Origin of the sequence: Amphritea balenae, from assembly GCF_003858655.1 — a bacterium.
Taxonomy (GTDB): domain Bacteria; phylum Pseudomonadota; class Gammaproteobacteria; order Pseudomonadales; family Balneatricaceae; genus Amphritea; species Amphritea balenae.
On record NZ_RQXV01000001.1, the window covers coordinates 857,996 to 877,272 of the forward strand.

Consider the following 19,277-nt stretch of genomic DNA (forward strand, 5'->3'; position numbering starts at 1 on the left):
GTCGTAACACTCATACTTAAGTTGCTATTCACCATAAAAAAACATTTCAAATTCCGCAATACGCAACAAATCCCACATAGTGAAATTATAATTGTTAGCGCTTTATACCCATTCAAGCAATTGATTTATAAGTATTTAATAATACAAACCTGACAGAAGAGTTAGTTTTCACATTATGAAATATAGATTTCTGATGTTGCAATGTGATAGTTTTAAGCAATATTAATAAGGCTGAAACATCACTTACGAAAACCAGAGAGGCTTTAATATGTCAGACTCGAAACCGGAATCCCGCATCCAGGTAATCGACCGGGCCGCTTTGTTGCTGGACTCAATTTCCCGTTACTCCAAGCCGGTAAAGTTAAAAATACTCAGTGCAGATACAGGGCTGCATCCATCAACTGCGCACCGTATTCTTCATTCACTAATCAGTAATCGATTTGTTGATCGTGATGATAATGGCGACTACAAGCTAGGCCAGCGTCTGTTACAGATGAGTAACCGGTTACATAGCGATGTCGACCTGCGGGCTGTTGCGGTGCCCTATATGGAAAAGCTTCGGGATAAGCTAGGCGAGACGATTAACCTGACCATCCGGGAAGGCGATGTGGTTATCTACTTTGAGAAAGCTAACCCTAACAGAATGATGCATGTCCAACAGATAGTGGGAAGTCGCGCACCGCTGCACGTCACCGGTGTCGGTAAACTGATGCTGGGCATGGGAACAACCGATGAAATTACCAGTTATGCACAGCGTACTAACCTTCCGGCCTACACCCGTAATACATTCTCCTCTCTGGAGCCTCTGATAGAAGAATGTAAACGCTCTGCCGAAAGAGGCTATGCACTGGATAATGAAGAGGCCGAAATAGGCGTGGGCTGCATCGGTGTTTTACTCTATGACCGAAGCGGAAATGTGACCGCAGGCCTGTCGTTATCAGCGCCGATGGAAAGACGCAAAGATGAGTGGATAAACGACTTAGTTGAGGCGGGTAAAGCTATATCTGCACAACTGGGTTATGTGGCGGAGTAAACTGCTTAAACGGAGTTCAGTTAAAACAAACAACCGCCCGTTGGCGCGGGCTAATAACCAAAACCGGGACTAACAGTACTATGACTTTGGCTCCAGAATAATAAACGTCAGCTTTCGATATCTATCAGAAGCTATAGGCCATGTCAGCTACGTGCTGTGGGTTCAATGGGGATAAAAAAACCCGCTAGGTCTGACCCGGCGGGCTTAAAGATACAATTGATCACATGATCAGACTGTTATCTCTGATCAATCATAAAGACATCAAAGAATTTCGTAAGCTCTGCGTGTGCCGTAACGGGCAAGATAGTGGCAATATGCTGATCAGGCCTCACAATCACAACACAACCCGCGGAACGGTCAATGCCGCGCAGGTCATAGATATCATTGCTTGTATCAGCCTGGAAAACCTTTTCATAGTCCCGCAGCCCGTACTTTCCTTTTGCAGGCCATAAATAGCCCTGCAGCTCGTGCATCGACAAATCCTGCTGCTGAAATACAGCATAAGTATCAAACACCGAATCGATATCGGAACCCTCCGGTGTGTATTTCTGCACCGGTGAGGATTCATCCATGGCCAGGAAGTCGATAAATTGATACGCCGTTGACGACGGATCTCTTGGGTCCTGACTGCCGCCAAACAGGAAAATTCGCCAGCGACCATCGGCCTTTACCAGATGTCCCAGATGCTGGCTTCTGCCGTCGGCTACGCGCGTGGCTTCAGCCGAGTGGAAGCGCTGACCAATGTTATAACCCGTAGCCAGGTGTTGGTTTTCCTGACCAGTGCAGATGTACGACGGGTAATATTCGATCGATGTACCAGAGACAAAACCACTTTGTCGCTTCATAAAAGCTTCAATCTTGGCAGTGTCGATCTTAGCCTGCTCGGAATCATCGCCGGCGGTTGGCCGGGTAGCAACCAGCTTGGACAGTTCCCGATCAGCATCAATCAGTTGCTGTGCCACTTTACGTCGTTCCGTACAGTAAGTGCTTAGTAACCGGGGATCGCTTCTGCCCTGTAGCACAGCAGCCAGTTTCCAGCCCAGATTAAAGGTGTCAGGCAATGAGGTGTTCAACCCCCAGCCGCCTTTAGGGCTGTGCGTGTGACAGGCATCCCCTGCCACAAAACCCCGGGGAATAATATCCTCTGAGCTACCCAGCGGGCGGTTATCAAAGCGTTCAGCTATGCGTTGCCCCACCTCATAAATTGACCACCAGGCCACCTCTTTCACATCCAGCGTGTAAGGGTGAAAGATCTTCTGGGCTTTGGCGATAAGGTCTTGCTCGTTCAACTTAACATCCGCTGCGCGTTTGTCTTTGCCTAACAGATCCAGCTCGACATAGAACCGACACAGGTAGCCGCCCTCGCGAGGGATGGTCATAACAGCACCGTGGTCTTTGGACTGGATAAAGCTCTTAACACGGATATCCGGGAAGTCCGTGTTCAGTAGAATATCCATGACGCCCCAGGCTTTATTGGCGGAATCGCCTTCAAGAGGGATGTTCATGCTTCTGCGAACGTTGCTTCTGGCGCCATCGCAACCTACGACATAACGGGCTTTAACCGTTTCGCTCTTGCCGGCCCCGGCGTCATCGGTACGCTTGAAGCTTGCCGTTATAGGATAGGCATTAAGATCCTGAGTGAGGCTGTCATCTATCTTCATCTCAACCAGTTCACGGCTGTAATGGGGGCTTAGGTGGGTAACTGATCTTTCCATGCCATCCACCAGCAGCTCATGCAGGCGCGCCTGATTAACAATGCCGTGAGTAAACTCGGAAAGCCCGGCCCGGGCATCTGCGATTTTGTGGGTGAGTTTGATGTTCTGGGGATTGGCCTCGTCCGGCTCCCAGAATGTGTTTTGCTTCAGCTGGTAGGTCTCTTTCACCACCATTTCGCTGCTGTTAAAGGCTTCCATAATCTCCATGGTGCGGCAGGAGATACCGTCGGCGCGGCCAAACAGCAAGGGGCCAGGGTCCATATCTACAATGCAGGTTTTAATGTCGGTGAACTCAGACAACTGTCGCGCCATGGTCAGACCCGCCGGACCAGTACCGATGATCAGAACATCCACCTCTGTTGGCAGATCCACAATGGGGGGCTCTGGATAAGGCTCCCTCGCCTCATCAGGCACCTCATAGTTGCCGGGTTTGAACCCATTCAGATGATATTGCATTACGCGACCCTCCTGGCTTATGGTCCTGCTACTGATGTATTTAATAGTAGTTAATATGCCAATATAGTTAAGAGAATGCGAGCCAGTACGTACTCAACTTGCTCGAAAGAGCTTATTAACAGCGGTATTGCTGCTTCTTCAAGTGAACGCTTTTGACTATGAATTCAATGTATTGCAACGACCCACTGAATTCACAGAACAATGCGTTCAAAAAAGATCTGTAGCCTCAGTTTGAGTTAATAGCCCGGGTAGGCGGATTTCTATTTTTTCTAGCCAGGAACCAGGAATAAAAAACCGCCAGTTGGCGGTTTTTTGTTTTTTCTAGCCAGGAGCAGGAAAGCTGGCTTTGCGTTCTGGCAACCAAACATCTAATCGACGGTATCGATTACATGTTTGGATAGTTCGGCCCACCGCCCCCTTCCGGGGTTACCCAGGTAATATTCTGGGCCGGATCTTTAATATCGCAGGTTTTGCAGTGCACACAGTTCTGAGAGTTAATCTGAAACTGTTTCTCTCCCTGCTCGTCTTCCAGCACTTCATACACCCCCGCCGGACAGTAACGTTGCGCAGGTTCGTTGAACTTTGGCAGGTTCTGCGCCAGAGGGATTGAGCTGTTAGTCAGTTTCAGATGGCAAAGCTGGTTTTCTTCATGGTTAGTGTTCGACAAAAACACCGAAGAAGGCTTGTCAAAACTCAGTACACCGTCCGGTTTTGGATAGCTGATAGGGGCACATTCGCTGACCGCTTTCATCTGGGCATAATCAGGATAGTTATCATGAATAGTGAACGGCAGACTAACAATATTCTGATCGATAAAGTTCAGTGCACCGCCAACCATTGTGCCGTATTTATGCAACGCAGGACCGAAATTACGGCTGCGGTACAACTCTTCATAAACCCAGGAGTTCTTAAAATTTTCAGTGTACGCGGTCAGATCTTTACCGCCTTCACTGCTTTCCTGGTCTGAGGCACTGAGTGCAGCAAAGATAGTCTCTGCTGCAATCATGCCGGACTTCATGGCGGTATGGGTGCCCTTAATCTTAGCGAAGTTCAGGGTACCTGCATCGCACCCCAGCAATAACGCCCCCGGCATGGTCATCTTAGGTAATGCATTAAAGCCACCTTTGGTAATCGCTCTGGCCCCATAAGAGACCCGCTTACCGCCTTTAAGATATTGAGCCAATACCGGATGATGTTTCAGGCGCTGAAACTCATCGAACGGACTCAGGTGCGGGTTATCGTAATTAAGGTCGGTGATAAGTCCGACCACCACTTGATTATCCTCCAGGTGGTAGAGGAAAAAGCCACCACTGGCACTGCCGTCAGACTCTTTAGAGGCTAGCGGCCAGCCGGCACCGTGTAACACCAGACCGGGTTGATGTTTAGCAGGATCATCCTCTTCTCTTACTGGAATATCCCACAGTTCTTTAATGCCAAGCCCATAATGTTGGGCATCTTTGCCCGCATCCAACTGGTATCTGGCAATCAATTCTTTACCCAGATGACCGCGGCAACCTTCACTGAAAATAGTATATTTAGCCAACAGGTCCATGCCCGGCATGTAGCTATCTTTCTGGTTACCTTGTTCATCCAGTCCCATATCACCGGTACCGATTCCGGCTACCTGTCCCTCATCACCGTAGATAATGTGAGAAGCTGGAAAACCCGCGAATACTTCAACGCCCAGTTGCTCGGCCTGATCTGCCAACCAGCGGCATAAGTTACCGACACTGGCGATATAGTTTTTATAACCGGCGCCGTGGTTGTGCATGGTCTTCGGCACCAGGAAGTTTGGGATCTTGCTGCCTTTCTGATCATTTTTAAGCAGGAAGATCTGATCTTCAGTGACTTCGGTGTTCAGCGGTGCACCCTGCTCTTTCCAATCGGGGAACAGCTCATTCAGGGCACGGGGCTCAATCACCGCACCAGAGAGAATATGAGCACCGACTTCGGAGCCTTTCTCCACCACACAGACGGTCAGTTCTGTGCCCGCCTCATTGGCCTGTTGCATCAGGCGGCACGCGGTCGATAATCCGGCCGGTCCTGCGCCTACGATAACTACATCAAACTCCATCGCTTCGCGTTGCATACTCTTTTCCTCGATAACCGTTATCAGAACTGCAGCTCATCAAGCTTCATAATGCTCTCACTACCTGCCTGGATTGATGCCAGACAGGATTGAGTGCGCGGTACCATATGCTCGCAGAAAAACTGGGCAGAGGTCAGCTTGGTATTGAGGAATTCCGGATCACCTTCACCAGCATCCAGCTTAGCTTTAGCCTGAAGGGCACTCTTTGCCATCAACCAGCCACCACAAAGATAACCAAACAACATCATAAAGCTAACGCTGGCACTACCTGGCGCAGATAGATCCTGTTTGTTATCCAGTAACCACTGACGTGCTGCAATACCGTTTTCAAGTGCGATACGGCACTGTTGTGCTGCCAGATCAAACTGACCGCCCAACGCTTCAAAGCGACTGATACCTTCGGCGATCTCATCCAGTAGTTCAGCCAGATGCTGACCACCATTCGCCAGTGTTTTGCGACCTACCAGGTCCAGCCCCTGAATACCGGTCGTGCCTTCATAAATAGTCAGGATACGCGCGTCACGATAGAACTGTGCCGCCCCGGTCTCTTCGATGAAACCCATACCACCATGAATTTGCACACCCAGATAGGTTAGCTCCTGCGCCAGCTCAGTCACCCAACCTTTAACAATCGGCGTCAGCAGTTCAACCCGGGCACTATTTCCCCGGTCAATCTCGGCTGATGCGACCAGGCAAAGCGCACGCATCGCCTCGGTTGATGATTTCATCTGCATCAGCATCCGGCGCACATCCGGGAACTTTATAATTGAGTAACGGCTGCCATCTTTTTGAGTGCCTTGTATACGTTCTTTAGCATACTCAAGGGCATGCTGATAAGACGCCTCAGAGACAGCCAACCCTTGTAAGCCAACACCCTGACGGGCATGGTTCATCATGGTAAACATGTAAGCTAAGCCTTTATTCGGCTCACCTACCAGATAACCGACAGCACCACCATTATCGCCAAAAGACATGACGCAGGTCGGGCTGCCATGAATACCCAGTTTATGCTCCAGAGACACTGCATAGGCATCGTTGCGCTGCGCCGGGTTGCCTTGCTCATCTAACATAAATTTAGGCACAACGAATAGCGAGATACCTTTGACACCCGCTGGTGCATCCGGCAGACGTGCCAGTACCAGATGAACGATATTATCGGTCATCTGATGATCACCCCAGGTGATAAAGATCTTCTGACCGGTAATCAGATAGTGATCATTCACAGGAACCGCTTTGGTTTTTACTGCCGCCAGATCGGTACCCGCATCCGGCTCAGTCAGGTTCATGGTACCGGTCCACTCACCACTGATCATTTTCGGCAGATAAGCCTGCTTCAGTTGGTCGCTGCCATGATGGGAGATCGATTCGATTGCCCCTTGTCCCAGTAACGGGCAAAGCGCAAACGCCAGGTTAGCTGATTGCCAGATCTCATTCACCGCGGTACCCAGAACGTTCGGCAGGTTCTGGCCTCCGAACTCTTCGGCGCCGGTCAGGGATGACCAGCCACCGTCCATATATTCACGATAGGCATCAGCAAAACCAGCGGTTTCCCTTACGCCTGACTCAACGCCTGACTGACCATCGATATCAACCAGAGTCGGATGGTTCAGATCGCCCACTTTATTCAGAGGAGCCAGTACGCCGTTACCCAGTTTTCCCGCTTCGGTCAGAATAACGGATGCCAGTTCAGCATTAACCTCATCCTGGCCAGTGGCTTTGCACAGCTGGTCAAACTGCACCAACTCATTCAGAACAAACTCAGCATCGCGCTGCGGGTGAATATAGTCGCTCATAATACATTTCTTCCTTTATTCTCTGGCGCATTTCTCTGACTTATTTTCTCGAGAAAAGCCTCAGATCTGGCCGGTTAGCTCAGGGACGGCATCAAACAGATCAGCCACTAAACCATAGTCGGCAACCTGGAAAATTGGCGCTTCTTCATCTTTGTTAATGGCCACGATCACCTTGGAATCTTTCATACCAGCAAGATGCTGAATCGCACCCGATATACCTACGGCGATATAAAGATCCGGAGCAACCACTTTACCGGTCTGTCCGACCTGCATATCGTTAGGAACAAAGCCTGCATCTACCGCCGCACGGGAGGCACCGACGGCAGCACCCAGCTTATCCGCCATTGCATACAGTAGTTCAAAGTTATCGCCATTACCCATACCCCGACCACCAGAAACAATAACCGAAGCGGCGGTCAGTTCAGGGCGGTCGGATTTAGCCAGCTCCTCAGCGACAAAACGCGAGCTACCTGCATCACAGACTTCACTAATCACTTCTACAGGTGCAGAGCCACCTTCACTCACAACAGCATCAAACGCTGTGCCGCGAATCGTTAACAGCTTAATAGCATCATCGGTCTTAACCGTTGCGATCGCATTACCGGCATAGATGGGGCGCTGGAAGGTATCCGCAGATTCAACCCCGATCACATCAGACAGCTGATTAACATTCAGCAGGGCAGCGACGCGGGGCAGAGAGTTCTTACCGTTGGTTGTCGCGGGAGCTAGGATGTGGCTGTGGCCGCTGACAAGCGCTGTAATCAACTTAGCTACGTTCTCCGCCAGCTGATGCTCATAAGCGGCGTTATCCGCATGCAGTATTTTTGTCACAGCCGGGATATTCGCCGCGGCATCGACAGCAGCCTGACAGTTGTGTCCTGCTATTAGTAGTTCAATATCACCACCGATCTGCTCTGCAGCAGCCAGGGTATTCAGGGTTACCGGCTTCAACGACTGATTGTCGTGTTCTGCAATTACTAAAATCGTCATATCAATAATCCCCTTTAAATAGCCTTAGCTTCGTTTTTTAGTTTTTCGACCAGCTCAGTGACCGATTCAACCTTGATGCCTGCCTGACGCTCGGCCGGAGGATTAACACTGATCAGTGTGATGTTATTACTAACGACAACGCCCAGATCGTCCGGCGTTTTCACATCCAGTGGCTTACGCTTAGCCTTCATGATGTTCGGTAGGGATGCATAGCGTGGTTCATTCAGACGCAGATCGGTGGTGATCACCGCCGGCATATCCAGTTCCAGAGTCTGCAGGCCACCGTCGATCTCACGGGTCACCTGAACCTTGTCACCGTCAACTTTTACTTCAGAGGCGAAGGTTGCCTGTGGTTGATCCAGCAATGCGGCCAGCATCTGACCGGTCTGGTTGTTATCAGAGTCGATTGACTGCTTACCCATGATGACCAGCTGTGGCTGTTCTTCCAGCACTACAGCCTTGAGTAACTTCGCGGCAGACAGTGCATCAGGTGCAGTGTCAGTTTCGATCTGGATACCACGATCGGCACCCAGCGCCAGTGCGGTACGAATCTGTTCCTGACAGGCTTTATCACCGATTGATGCCACCACGACCTCAGTAGCAACACCTGCCTCTTTTAAACGTACCGCTTCTTCAACAGCGATCTCACAGAAAGGGTTCATCGCCATCTTAACGTTAGCCAGATCAACATCACTGTTATCAGCCTTGACCCGAACTTTTACGTTGTAATCGATTACTCGCTTTACCGGAACTAATATTTTCATCTGCATCTCACTCTGCTTACCAGCCTGTGGGTAAAGACCCTGATTATTTCTTATTTATTCAGCGGTTTTAGAATCCTGAAACCATGGCAGTTAGTCTGTCCTGCATTCGATATTGCTTCAATATCAAAAAAAGCCTAACAATTGACATAAAAGGTCAATCCTATTAGTTTGAATAGCAAAACGCCGGGGCAAATATAAAAAAACCTCTCAAATACGGACACAACTATTCATCCCACGCAGGTGCTTAATGAGTCATAAACATCACTCAATATCGATTCACTTTGCTCAGGCTGTTGTAAAGGCAGCCCTGCAACAGGGATTAAATGAGCAGCAACTGCTACATGACGCAGGCCTGTCTAAGGCGTTATTGCACAATAACGAGGTACGTATCACGCCTCAGCAACTCAGCAGGCTGATGCAATCGGTATGGCGCCATGCTGATGATGAGTATCTCTGTCTGGGGAGCCAGCCTTCACGGCATGGTGTGTTCAGCATGATGGCTAAACAGGTATTACCCAGCGGTAATCTGAGACAGGTATATCGCCGGGGTTCCCGGTTTTATAATCTGGTCGCGGCAGCGACAGATTTACATTTTGAAGAGTCCGAAAACGGCGCCCGCTTCTACCTTAAGCTGGCTGATCCGGAACTTGATCCTGACCATACTCTGGTGGACTTTCTATTATTGCTCTGGCACCGCTTTCCAAGTTGGCTAATCGGTCAGAAAATTCCGTTAACAAAGATCTGTTTCAAGCATGAAAAGCCGGCGCATTTTGAAGAGTACCGACTGATGTTTCCCTGCGAAGCGGTCTATGGTCAGGCTGAAAACTACTTCGAATTTGACCGGGAAATCCTCAACGCGCCGGTCATTCAAACCCAACAAAACCTGAGTGCTTATCTTAGACGTTGTCCGTTGGACTGGTTCCAGCGCCAGTCTTACTACCCGGTCTATACCCGTAAAGTGATGGATTACCTGGAAAACGCTGAAAACATGGCGGACTCCAGCATGGAAGGCGTAGCCAGCCAGATACATACAACAACCCGCACCCTACGGCGCAAACTGCTGGATGAAGGCACCAGTTTTCAGGAACTGAAAGACGGTGTTCGACGGGATGAAGCGATCCATTACCTCAGCCAGCCAGACGTACCCATATCACAGATTGCCCGACTGCTTGGCTTTACCGAGGCTGCCGCATTTACCCGTGCGTTTAAGCACTGGACCGGTATTTCACCGAGTATGTATCGAAAATCTAAAGAGTGATAACTGAACGATTAACAGGACAGTCATGAACGATTAACAAGACAGTCAGACTGTCCTTATATGTTCAGAGAATGACTGTAATCGCCATCGCTAAACATTAGCTTCTACGCCAGAATATTCCCCTCTAAAGCAACCTGTTTCAATGCTCACAGGTTGTTTTGATTGCTGAAATGCATGCCTCTTGAGGTTGCGGGTTATATCCCTGCCCGCTGCAGTTGCACTTTCTGTATTGCCTCTTCTTGCTTATGCCGGCTTTAGTTCTTCTAAAGCCGGTTTTTTTATCAATGAGCCTTCTATGCACACAAAAAAAAGACAGCACCATCTGTCTATAGTGCTGTCTTTTTTGTGTAACCCGTCTTTAGCTTTAGCCTCTTTCAAATAGTGCCGCGATACCCTGACCGCCACCAATACAAAGGCTTACAACAGCATAGCGACCGTTCACCCGGGTCAGCTCATGCAATGCTTTAACGGTAATCACCGCACCGGTAGCCCCGATAGGATGACCCAGGGAGATACCACTACCATTTGGGTTGAGTCGGTCGCGGGGCAGGTCGAGTTCCTGGGCAACAGCAGCAGCCTGTGCTGCAAAGGCTTCGTTTACTTCATAAACATCGATATCATTTACCGACAGGTTGTTGCGTTCCAGAATCTGCTTAATCGCAGGCACAGGACCGATACCCATAATCTTCGGGTCAACACCTACAACAGAATAATCCACCAGACGAGCCATCACCTGATGGCCTTCAGACTCAGCTTTCTCGCGATCCATCATCAGAATCACAGCCGCAGCATCGTTCAGGCCGGAAGCGTTACCCGCAGTGACTGTACCATCCTTCTTAAATACAGGTCGCAAGGCGGCCATCTCTTCAACGGTGCAGTCCATACGAACATGCTCATCGGTATCAAACAGTTTCACACCTTTACGGCTTTTCAGCTCAACTGGTAGGATCTGCTCTTTGAAATAGCCCTGCTCTATCGCATTCTGAGCCCGGTTATGACTCAGCGCCGCCAGCTCATCCTGCTGTTCACGGCTGATATTGTATTTCTCAGCAACGTTTTCAGCTGTGATACCCATATGAATATGGTTAAAGGGACAATGTAGCGCAGCGACCATCGGATCAACCATCTGGCCATCGCCCATACGCTGACCAAATCGTGCGGTTGGCAGATGATAAGGCGCACGACTCATTGATTCAGCCCCCCCCGCAACAACCGTATCACTCACGCCCAGCTCGATCTGTTGTGCCGCAGTAATAACTGCTTGCAGACCACTACCACAGAGACGATTCAGAGTTAACGCAGGTGTTTCTTCAGCTAACCCACCTTCAATAGCAGCCACACGGCCAAGGTACATATCCGCAGGTTCAGAGTGGATAACATTACCGAACACACTCTGGCCTACAGTTTCAGGAGCGACACCAGCACGCTTTACCACTTCGGCCACCAGACCCGCAGCTAACTGAGTCGGTTTATGACCTTTTAAGCTGCCGCCGTAACTACCAATTGCAGTACGTACCGCACTAACCACTACTACTTCACGCTTTTGCATAAAACTCTCTCGTATATACACACCACAGCGGGCATGCGGTATTTGTGACATATCTGAACCCGCTGACTTATCCGAATCCGATAAGCCTTCTGATTAGTCAGATCTATGCCATACAGTGTCTATACAAGCGGATAGAACAACAATGATGAATGCAGCTTAACTATTAACAAATAAGGACAGATTAATTTGATTAGCAGAGAAAAAACTTTTTATGTTCGGCTATCGGTAGCGCCAGCAGATTTACTCGACTTGAAACTACTATGAGACCTCTCAACTACGCGGCCCCCTCCCTTCAGGGATATCATTGCAAACCCCAATGTAGTCTCACTGAATCAACCAACCTTTGGTCGGCATTTTATTGCACTAAACTAACTGAATAATGACATAACCCGGAAAGCCGTATGCGAGATCCGTCAGATAGCCATATGCCAGACCCATCACAAGGCTGCGATATACTCTATGGCCTGTATGACCGGCCTCCTCCGGCAAAAGCATTTTTAGCAGCGTTACAGCACGTACTGGCAAGTTTTATCGGCATAATCACCCCCACCCTTATCATCGGGGGGATCCTGGAGTTAGGTAGTGAGATTCCCTATTTAGTCAGCATGGCGTTAATTGTATCCGGGGTCGGCACTTTTATTCAGGCTCGCCGTATTGGCCCGGTGGGTTCAGGCTTACTCTGTATACAAGGCACCAGTTTCGCTTTTCTGGCCTCAATTCTTGCCGCTGGCTTTATTGTCAAAAGCAAAGGCGGCTCTGCAGATGATATTCTGGCAATGATCTTTGGTATCTGCGCGGTAGGCGCATTCGTTGAAATTGGCCTGAGTTTTGTTATCGAAAAGCTCAAACGCATCATCACTCCGATTGTTACCGGTATCGTGATCAGCATTATCGGTCTGTCCCTGATCAAGGTTGGTATGACCGATCTGGCCGGGGGCTTTGGCGCTGAAGATCTGGGCTCCCCCCACAACCTGGCTGTTGGTGGCTCAGTACTGGTTACCGTTGTCATACTAAACCGTTTTCACAACCCGATGATCCGTATGTCAGCAATTATGATCGGCATGATTGTCGGCTATATCATTGCACTCTTGCTGGGCATGGTTGATTTCAACAGAGTCACCGAGGTGCCGGTGCTGAGTTTACCTGTCCCCTTCAGATATGGATTCGATTTTGAGTTTAGCGTTTTCATACCTATCGCCATTATCTATCTGGTAACAGCCATTGAAACTTCCGGCGATCTGACAGCTAACTCTATGGTTTCAGATCAACCGGTGAAAGGCCCGGTTTATATTGCACGTATCAAAGGCGGTGTACTGGGTGATGGTATAAACTCACTTATCGCTGCGACTTTTAATACCTTTCCCAACACCACTTTCAGTCAGAACAATGGCGTGATTCAGCTAACCGGAGTAGCCAGTCGCTACGTTGCATACTTTATCGCCGGTTTCTTTGTTCTGCTGGGGCTATTTCCCATTATCGGCGCCCTGCTACAAACCCTTCCAAAGCCCGTACTGGGCGGCGCTACCCTGATAATGTTTGGCACCGTAGCCGCTGCGGGGATGCGTATAATCGCCTCCGCGGACCTGGACCGGCGCGACCTGATGATCATGGCTGTATCCTTTGGTCTTGCGCTGGGAGTAGACGGCGTACCTGAAGTTATCAGCAGCTTCCCGGAGATCCTGCAGGTCATTTTCGGCTCATCGATTACTGTCGGCGGTTTAACTGCAATAGTCCTGAGCCTGGTATTACAAAAAGAAAAAACATTGCCGGATGACACTTCAGAAATATCAGGGATAGATAAAGATCCAGACTCATAACGGGGGATATCTCTTATAAGGTTTCTACTGCCTGTTCTTCACCGCTGTACCCAGCGCTTATAAGCCGCTCATAAATACAGAGTGAATATGTATTCGTTGAGTATCGAACTGTTATCTATCAGTTCCAGGCCACGGCAATTTACTCAGCTCTTTCAAACCCTGTTTCCGTATTCAGGTCAGCCTCACCAGAAAGCATCAGCACTTCCGCCCGCGCATGGTCTCGTAGTGCTAACGCCTGTTGCCACAAGCTATCCCCTTTCACTACATGGCTGGGGATAGGCTCACCAATTGAGATGATGATACGGCCACGCCGTGGAAACCAGCTTTCTGCACGAAGCATCGTTCGGGTGCCGCGTATTGCCATAGGTACAACGGGAAGTTGTTGCTGACAGGCGGTGGTAAATGCACCGAGGTGAAAGGATCTGAGCCCTGGCACCCGGGTGAAGGTACCTTCGGGAAAGAAGAAAAGAGGCGCATGCGTCCTGGCCTGTTGCGTCAGCCGGGCGGAGTCTGCACTGCCCTTATCAGGGTCGAAACGCTCAACAAACTCGATGTTTATCTTACGTAGCAGAAAAGCGATCAGCTTTTTTCTTTTCAGCTCACCTTTAGCGACAAACCGCACACAGCGCGGTAAAAAGCCTACCAGGGCATAGCCATCCAGATAACTGGAATGATTACAGACAAAAACACAGGCCTCACCGGGCGGCGGCAGATGTTCAGCACCTTCAAGCCGCACCGAAGTGCCCGTTAGCAACCCCAGCAACCGAACCCCCTGACGGATAATCCACCAGCGTAACCCTATACCCGGGAGTAACAGAAACGGCGGAATTATCAGGCAAAGTAACAAGCCATAAAGCCCCCAGCAATAACAAGCAAAAGCATAATCCAGAGATCGCTGCCAGAACCTTAACAACCGTCCTTTGAATTCTCCCCAACCAATACGCAGCCATTGTAACCAACGATTTTCAGGTGCCCCCTGGAAGTTACCCTCCTCATACAAGGCTTTACAGGCAGAACGGCGTACCTTGCCACTGGACGTTTTCAATATCCGGTTTGGTGCGACCAGTAACACCTCATCTACCGGCTGCCCCAACAGATCCACCGCCAGTCGGTTGACCTCTGTACTTAATCCGGCAAGGCGAGCTTCATTCTTCTGGCGGGTTTCAGCCACCAGGACTAAACGTTCGGTGCCCCGCTCAATACTCCGGCTACCAAAAGCGACCACGCAGCCTTTACGTATCCCCTCCATATTTCCGACCGCGGTTTCCAGTTCAGACGGGTGAATATTACGTCCCGCCAGAATAATCAGATCCTTCTGTCTGCCAGTCACATAAAGCTCACCTTCCAAGATATAACCAAGATCACCGGTTTCGAGCCAATCACCATGAAACAAGGTGGAGGTTTGCTCCGGATTACGATAATAGCCACTGGTTGATGAGGGCCCCTTAAACTGAATCCGCCCCTCTTGTCGGTCCGGCAGCTCCCGGTCAGTACTATCCACAATCCTAAGCTGATGCCGCGGCAAGGCCCGTCCGCAGGCAACCACTTCCAACGTATCTTTATCTTCTGCAGAGCAGGATTCCGCCCAACCACTACGGTTAAAACGATCCCGATTGATCAGACTTATTATGGCCCCCCGCTGCAGCGGAGGAAACGCCAGCCCCACGGTGTTCTCTGCCAGACCATACACAGGCATCATCGCCACAGGGTTAAATCCGCAGCTGGTAAACTTGTCACAAAACCTGCTCAGGGTCTGTGGGCTGACCGGCTCTGCTCCATTAAACGCACAGCGCCAACTGGAGAGATCTAGCTGCTGCCGTGTCTCATCATCAATCAGTCGTACACAGTGTTCAAAACCGAAGTTAGGCGAAGCCGACAGGGTGCCCCGAAAGCGATGAATCGCTTCCAGCCAGCGCTGAGGCCGGGCAATAAAACTCAAAGGCGACATAATGACCAGTTGCGCAGCATGGTAGAGACTACCGAACCAGGCTCCGATCAATCCCATGTCATGATAGAGCGGCAACCAACTGACAAACACATCACTAGAACTGGCCTGCACCACCTCCCCCATGGCACGTACATTTGCCAATAGATTGGCATGGCTCAGCACCACGCCTTTTGGCGTACCGGTACTGCCCGATGTGTACTGTAAGAAAGCGATATCTTCAGCATGCAGTTTCGGCAGAACCAGGTTCTCGTAATCTGTTTGCACCTGCTCGGCCGTCACCAGATGACGTAACGAGCTCACCCGGCTGCGTAACAAACCAGCGAACGGCAAGGCTTCTGCCAGAGTCAGCATGATACCTGCACCGGCATTCTGCACTATGCTGACATGACGATTGAGATGCTCTTCTATCTGACTGACCCGCCCCGGTGGATAGATCGGACAAGGGATGCCGCCCGCATACAACACACCAAAAAAGCAGTAGAAATAATCTTCACAGGTAGGCAGCATCAATACCACCGGTTCCTGGGGCTGCAGATCCAGTTTTTGCAAACCTGCTGCAACCCGAATCGCGCCCGCCTTCAGCTGACTAAAACTGATCGTATTACCCGCGCCATCCGGATCATAGAGCTTGATATGGGTTCGATCCGAATGATTTTGCAGATGCCACTCCAGCACATCGGTCAGAGTCTCTGCCTGCTCAGGCACAATACAGGCTTCCTTCAATACCGCATCAACGCTTTCGATCTCGGGCAATACAGAGCCTGATATCCGACGCTGTCCTCCCAGAACAGCACGTAGCAGATCACGGGGAGTCTCTGCTGTATTCAACAACGCGTCGGACAGCGCCACGTCAAAAGTGCGTTCCAGACGCAGTAACAGTTCGACCCGGCCTAAACTATCAAATGCAAAATCCCGATCAAGAGAACTGTCCAGATTCAGCTCAGCAGAGAAACGTTGCTGAGGGTGCAGCTCATGTGCGACCTGCTTTACCTTGTGCAGGATCTGGGTGGCAACAGCCTGTGTAGTCCGGTCTGAATTGTCCTTCAAAGCTATCCTCCCAAAAGTAATTGCTCAAATACTAGTATAGGAGAGCGTCTAAGACGGAAAATGATAGAAAAACGTTAAACACGAAACTTTTATTTAATGGCTTTTGCTTAAGTTATATCTGATAAACATTTAAAAGCGATTGGGGTCACCTGGCTTTAGCTGCCTGTGTCGCAAATAAATTTGCCTCGCTCGAACCACCAAGGTTATTCGTGGCTTTGCGACTTATTCTTTCAGGCTACCACCATAACGACCGATTGCGGTACATGCTGCTCAAACAACAACATCTTCACGCTTTTGCATAGCGCTTTCTCATATGAGCACATAACAAGGAGTACGCAATTTAATGGCATATCTGATCTATGTGGCCTATTTGATAGGCCGTCTTGTCAGTCAGAATACAAGATCGATATTCGCACATTCCCTGATACTCAAGTGGCCGGTAAAGCTTTACAATAGCGTTGTCCGACATAAAAAATGAAGCCAACAGCTAATCTGGCTAAATGCCAGTTAAACATAGCCAAGAGTTACCGCCCCTGTGATACAACGCTTACAGCAAATAACCATTTTACTATTGATGCTATCTATTCAGTTACAACCTGTTATCACTGAAGCGACCATTTTCACAGAAACCCATGCAAGCGATTACTCAGGCACTCATGACCATTCTCATCATGCAGGCAGTGCCGATCAAGCTTCTGAATGTCACCCTGTACATGCACTTTCGCCCCCATTAAATTACGAATTTAGCACTGCGCTACCTTTCCCTTATACCTCAGTGGCCTTAGTTGAAAAAGCCCTGTCTATCGATCTGATCAGAGACCCGCCACCTCCGCGACACTTCGTTTCATAATGTTCAAATTAGTTCGCTTTAAAAAATAAGGCCTGCTCTCAGGCTCAGTCTATTGTCACGGAATTAAACACCATGCTCAGAACAGTTATCGCTACACTTTTTATTTTTTCTACTATTCTCACCTCCCAGATTGTAACCGCCCACGGCGGTGCCACTGGCATCGTTAAAGAACGTATGGACCTGATGGATGACATGAAGGGTGCGGTAAAAAAGATCAGCGCCATATTTAAGGGGGAAACTGAACACAACCCTGACACTATTCGTAATGCCGCAGTGGTTATCCGCGATCATTCAGGTGAAGCGATGACCCGACTGTTCCCACAGGATAGTCTGTCGAGCCATAGCGAAGCTAAACCAGCCATCTGGAAAGAATGGGAACGTTTTAACCAGCTATCAGATCGCCAGATTAAACTGGCACAAGGGCTGTACAACGCCGCAGAGAACAAAAGCCAGCAGGAATCTATGACGGGGTCAGAATCTATGATGGGATCGCAATCAATGATGGGGCAACCTGCAACAAACCCGGCAGCTACCAGCGCCATGATGGGAACCGATACCATGATCAGAGCCGACGAGAAAATGCTCCACATGGAAGACCCCGATTACCTGGGTACCATGCCGGCCAATCAAGTATTTAAAATGCTCACCGATAACTGCTCAGCCTGCCACGAACGCTATCGTGTAGAGATGTAGGGCTACCGCCATGAGAAAAATCTGGCTGGGGCTTAGTGTAACCCCTCTCATCGTTGCGGTCCTCTTGATCACATTTGGGAACAATCTTCCATTACAGGCTAAGGTCGATCGTTCTCAGTTCACTGCAGAACCCGGCAATGTAGCCCGAGGGGCATATCTGGCCCGCGCTTCAGGCTGCATCGCCTGTCACACCGATACTGAAAATGGCGGTAAGCCTCTGGCCGGAGGTAGCCCACTCAAAACAGAGTTTGGTACTTTCTATGCCCCTAACCTGACAACAGATAAGGAACAGGGAATCGGTAACTGGACTCAGGCTCAGTTTGCTGCAGCAGTGCGTCACGGGGTATCCCCTGAAGGACGCCCCTACTATCCGGCCTTTCCCTATACCTTCTACACTCGCTTAAGCGATCAGGATATTGCCGATCTGTGGGCTGCATTCCTTACCGTACCGCCAGTCAATAGGAACAACCTGAGCCATGAGCTGAATTTCCCTTACAATATCCGCCAGGGCGTCTCTCTATGGCAGTTATTATTCATGGAAGACCAGCCATTTACTCCAGCTATAACAGAAAACAAAGCCTACAACAGAGGTAAGTATCTGGTTGAAAGCGCTGCACATTGCGCAGCCTGTCACAGTCCCCGCAACCTGCTGGGTGCTCTGGATACTGAGCAGCTATTTGAGGGCAGCCCCTCAGTACTGGAAGGTGAAGGTTCTGTTCCCGCCATTACAGCCAAAGTGCTTAAGCAAGAAGGCTGGACAGAGTCGGATCTGTCATATGCCCTGCAATCCGGGGTCAAAGCTGATGGTGATGTGTTTGGCGGCAGTATGGTTGAGGTAGTGCGCGATGGAACATCCTTCCTGCAAAAGCAGGATCGGGATGCTATCGCCTATTATCTGTTTAATCGGAAATAGGACATCAACATATAAACAGGGCTCAATTTAAGGGGCCCTGTTCTCTCGTCTGGATAGTATTGGTTTTACAAGTTCAGACGTAACCCGCGGTGAAACTCACAAGCCCGGTAAAAACATCCCCATCAACAAAGCACCACCCATCAGAGCAACGACTGGTATAGTCATAAACACTTCAAATTTCAGTATTTTTTCTTTCATAAACCACCCCCTGCAAGATCTGCATACCTACACATTTAAGCAAGTGATAATGATTCTTATATAGATTTGCAATTAACTTAACATTAGAATCATACTCATTCTGGATATACATAAGAAAAAATTCTTCTAAGATCGATTATTTACTATCGCTATAGCGAGTACTG

13 protein-coding genes are annotated in these 19,277 nt (G+C 49.5%); 6 read left to right on the forward strand and 7 right to left on the reverse strand.

All coding sequences use genetic code 11. From position 1 onward, the window contains the following. Positions 1 to 268 precede the first annotated feature (268 nt). Complete coding sequence (locus EHS89_RS03820) at positions 269 to 1,033, forward strand: IclR family transcriptional regulator (RefSeq protein WP_124924765.1); 765 nt, start codon at positions 269 to 271, stop codon at positions 1,031 to 1,033. A 236-nt stretch (positions 1,034 to 1,269) separates the two neighbouring features. Here the strand turns inward: EHS89_RS03820 and EHS89_RS03825 are convergent, their stop codons facing one another. The 5 genes from EHS89_RS03825 to EHS89_RS03845 form a co-directional block, all read right to left on the reverse strand. Next, positions 1,270 to 3,204: an FAD-dependent monooxygenase gene (locus tag EHS89_RS03825; protein ID WP_124924766.1), complete on the reverse strand. Its 1,935-nt coding sequence runs from the start codon at positions 3,202 to 3,204 to the stop codon at positions 1,270 to 1,272. Positions 3,205 to 3,589: 385 nt separating this feature from the next. Then, on the reverse strand, positions 3,590 to 5,293 hold the full coding sequence (locus EHS89_RS03830; RefSeq protein WP_124924767.1) for an electron transfer flavoprotein-ubiquinone oxidoreductase: 1,704 nt from the start codon (positions 5,291 to 5,293) through the stop codon (positions 3,590 to 3,592). A gap of 23 nt (positions 5,294 to 5,316) precedes the next feature. After that, on the reverse strand, positions 5,317 to 7,086 hold the full coding sequence (locus EHS89_RS03835) for an acyl-CoA dehydrogenase family protein (RefSeq protein ID WP_124924768.1): 1,770 nt from the start codon (positions 7,084 to 7,086) through the stop codon (positions 5,317 to 5,319). A gap of 60 nt (positions 7,087 to 7,146) precedes the next feature. After that, positions 7,147 to 8,076 (reverse strand): electron transfer flavoprotein subunit alpha/FixB family protein, encoded by a 930-nt coding sequence (locus EHS89_RS03840; RefSeq protein ID WP_124924769.1) that lies wholly within the window; start codon positions 8,074 to 8,076, stop codon positions 7,147 to 7,149. Between the two features lie 14 nt (positions 8,077 to 8,090). Continuing rightward, the gene (locus EHS89_RS03845) at positions 8,091 to 8,840 is read right to left on the reverse strand and encodes an electron transfer flavoprotein subunit beta/FixA family protein (protein WP_124924770.1); all 750 of its coding nucleotides are present in this window, start codon (positions 8,838 to 8,840) and stop codon (positions 8,091 to 8,093) included. Positions 8,841 to 9,087: 247 nt separating this feature from the next. On the opposite strand from EHS89_RS03845, the gene EHS89_RS03850 reads away from it, so the two are divergent. Beyond that, entirely contained in the window at positions 9,088 to 10,098 is a 1,011-nt protein-coding gene (locus EHS89_RS03850; RefSeq protein ID WP_124924771.1) for an AraC family transcriptional regulator, read from the forward strand. A 364-nt stretch (positions 10,099 to 10,462) separates the two neighbouring features. Here EHS89_RS03850 and bktB read toward each other — a convergent pair whose 3' ends face one another. After that, positions 10,463 to 11,647, reverse strand: a complete 1,185-nt coding sequence (bktB, locus tag EHS89_RS03855) for a beta-ketothiolase BktB (RefSeq protein WP_124924921.1) — start codon at positions 11,645 to 11,647, stop codon at positions 10,463 to 10,465. Between the two features lie 401 nt (positions 11,648 to 12,048). On the opposite strand from bktB, the gene EHS89_RS03860 reads away from it, so the two are divergent. Beyond that, positions 12,049 to 13,464 carry a nucleobase:cation symporter-2 family protein gene (locus EHS89_RS03860; RefSeq protein ID WP_229753479.1) on the forward strand — a complete coding sequence of 472 codons (1,416 nt, stop codon included), beginning with the start codon at positions 12,049 to 12,051 and terminating at the stop codon, positions 13,462 to 13,464. A gap of 139 nt (positions 13,465 to 13,603) precedes the next feature. Here EHS89_RS03860 and EHS89_RS03865 read toward each other — a convergent pair whose 3' ends face one another. After that, entirely contained in the window at positions 13,604 to 16,459 is a 2,856-nt protein-coding gene (locus EHS89_RS03865; protein WP_124924772.1) for an AMP-binding protein, read from the reverse strand. 535 nt (positions 16,460 to 16,994) lie between these two features. On the opposite strand from EHS89_RS03865, the gene EHS89_RS03870 reads away from it, so the two are divergent. From EHS89_RS03870 to EHS89_RS03880, 3 genes are all read left to right on the forward strand, one after another. Then, on the forward strand, positions 16,995 to 17,309 hold the full coding sequence (locus tag EHS89_RS03870) for a hypothetical protein (RefSeq protein ID WP_124924773.1): 315 nt from the start codon (positions 16,995 to 16,997) through the stop codon (positions 17,307 to 17,309). Between the two features lie 72 nt (positions 17,310 to 17,381). Beyond that, complete coding sequence (locus EHS89_RS03875; RefSeq protein ID WP_124924774.1) at positions 17,382 to 18,002, forward strand: c-type cytochrome; 621 nt, start codon at positions 17,382 to 17,384, stop codon at positions 18,000 to 18,002. A gap of 10 nt (positions 18,003 to 18,012) precedes the next feature. Further along, the gene (locus EHS89_RS03880; RefSeq protein ID WP_124924775.1) at positions 18,013 to 18,915 is read left to right on the forward strand and encodes a c-type cytochrome; all 903 of its coding nucleotides are present in this window, start codon (positions 18,013 to 18,015) and stop codon (positions 18,913 to 18,915) included. The last annotated feature ends 362 nt before the right edge of the window (positions 18,916 to 19,277 follow it).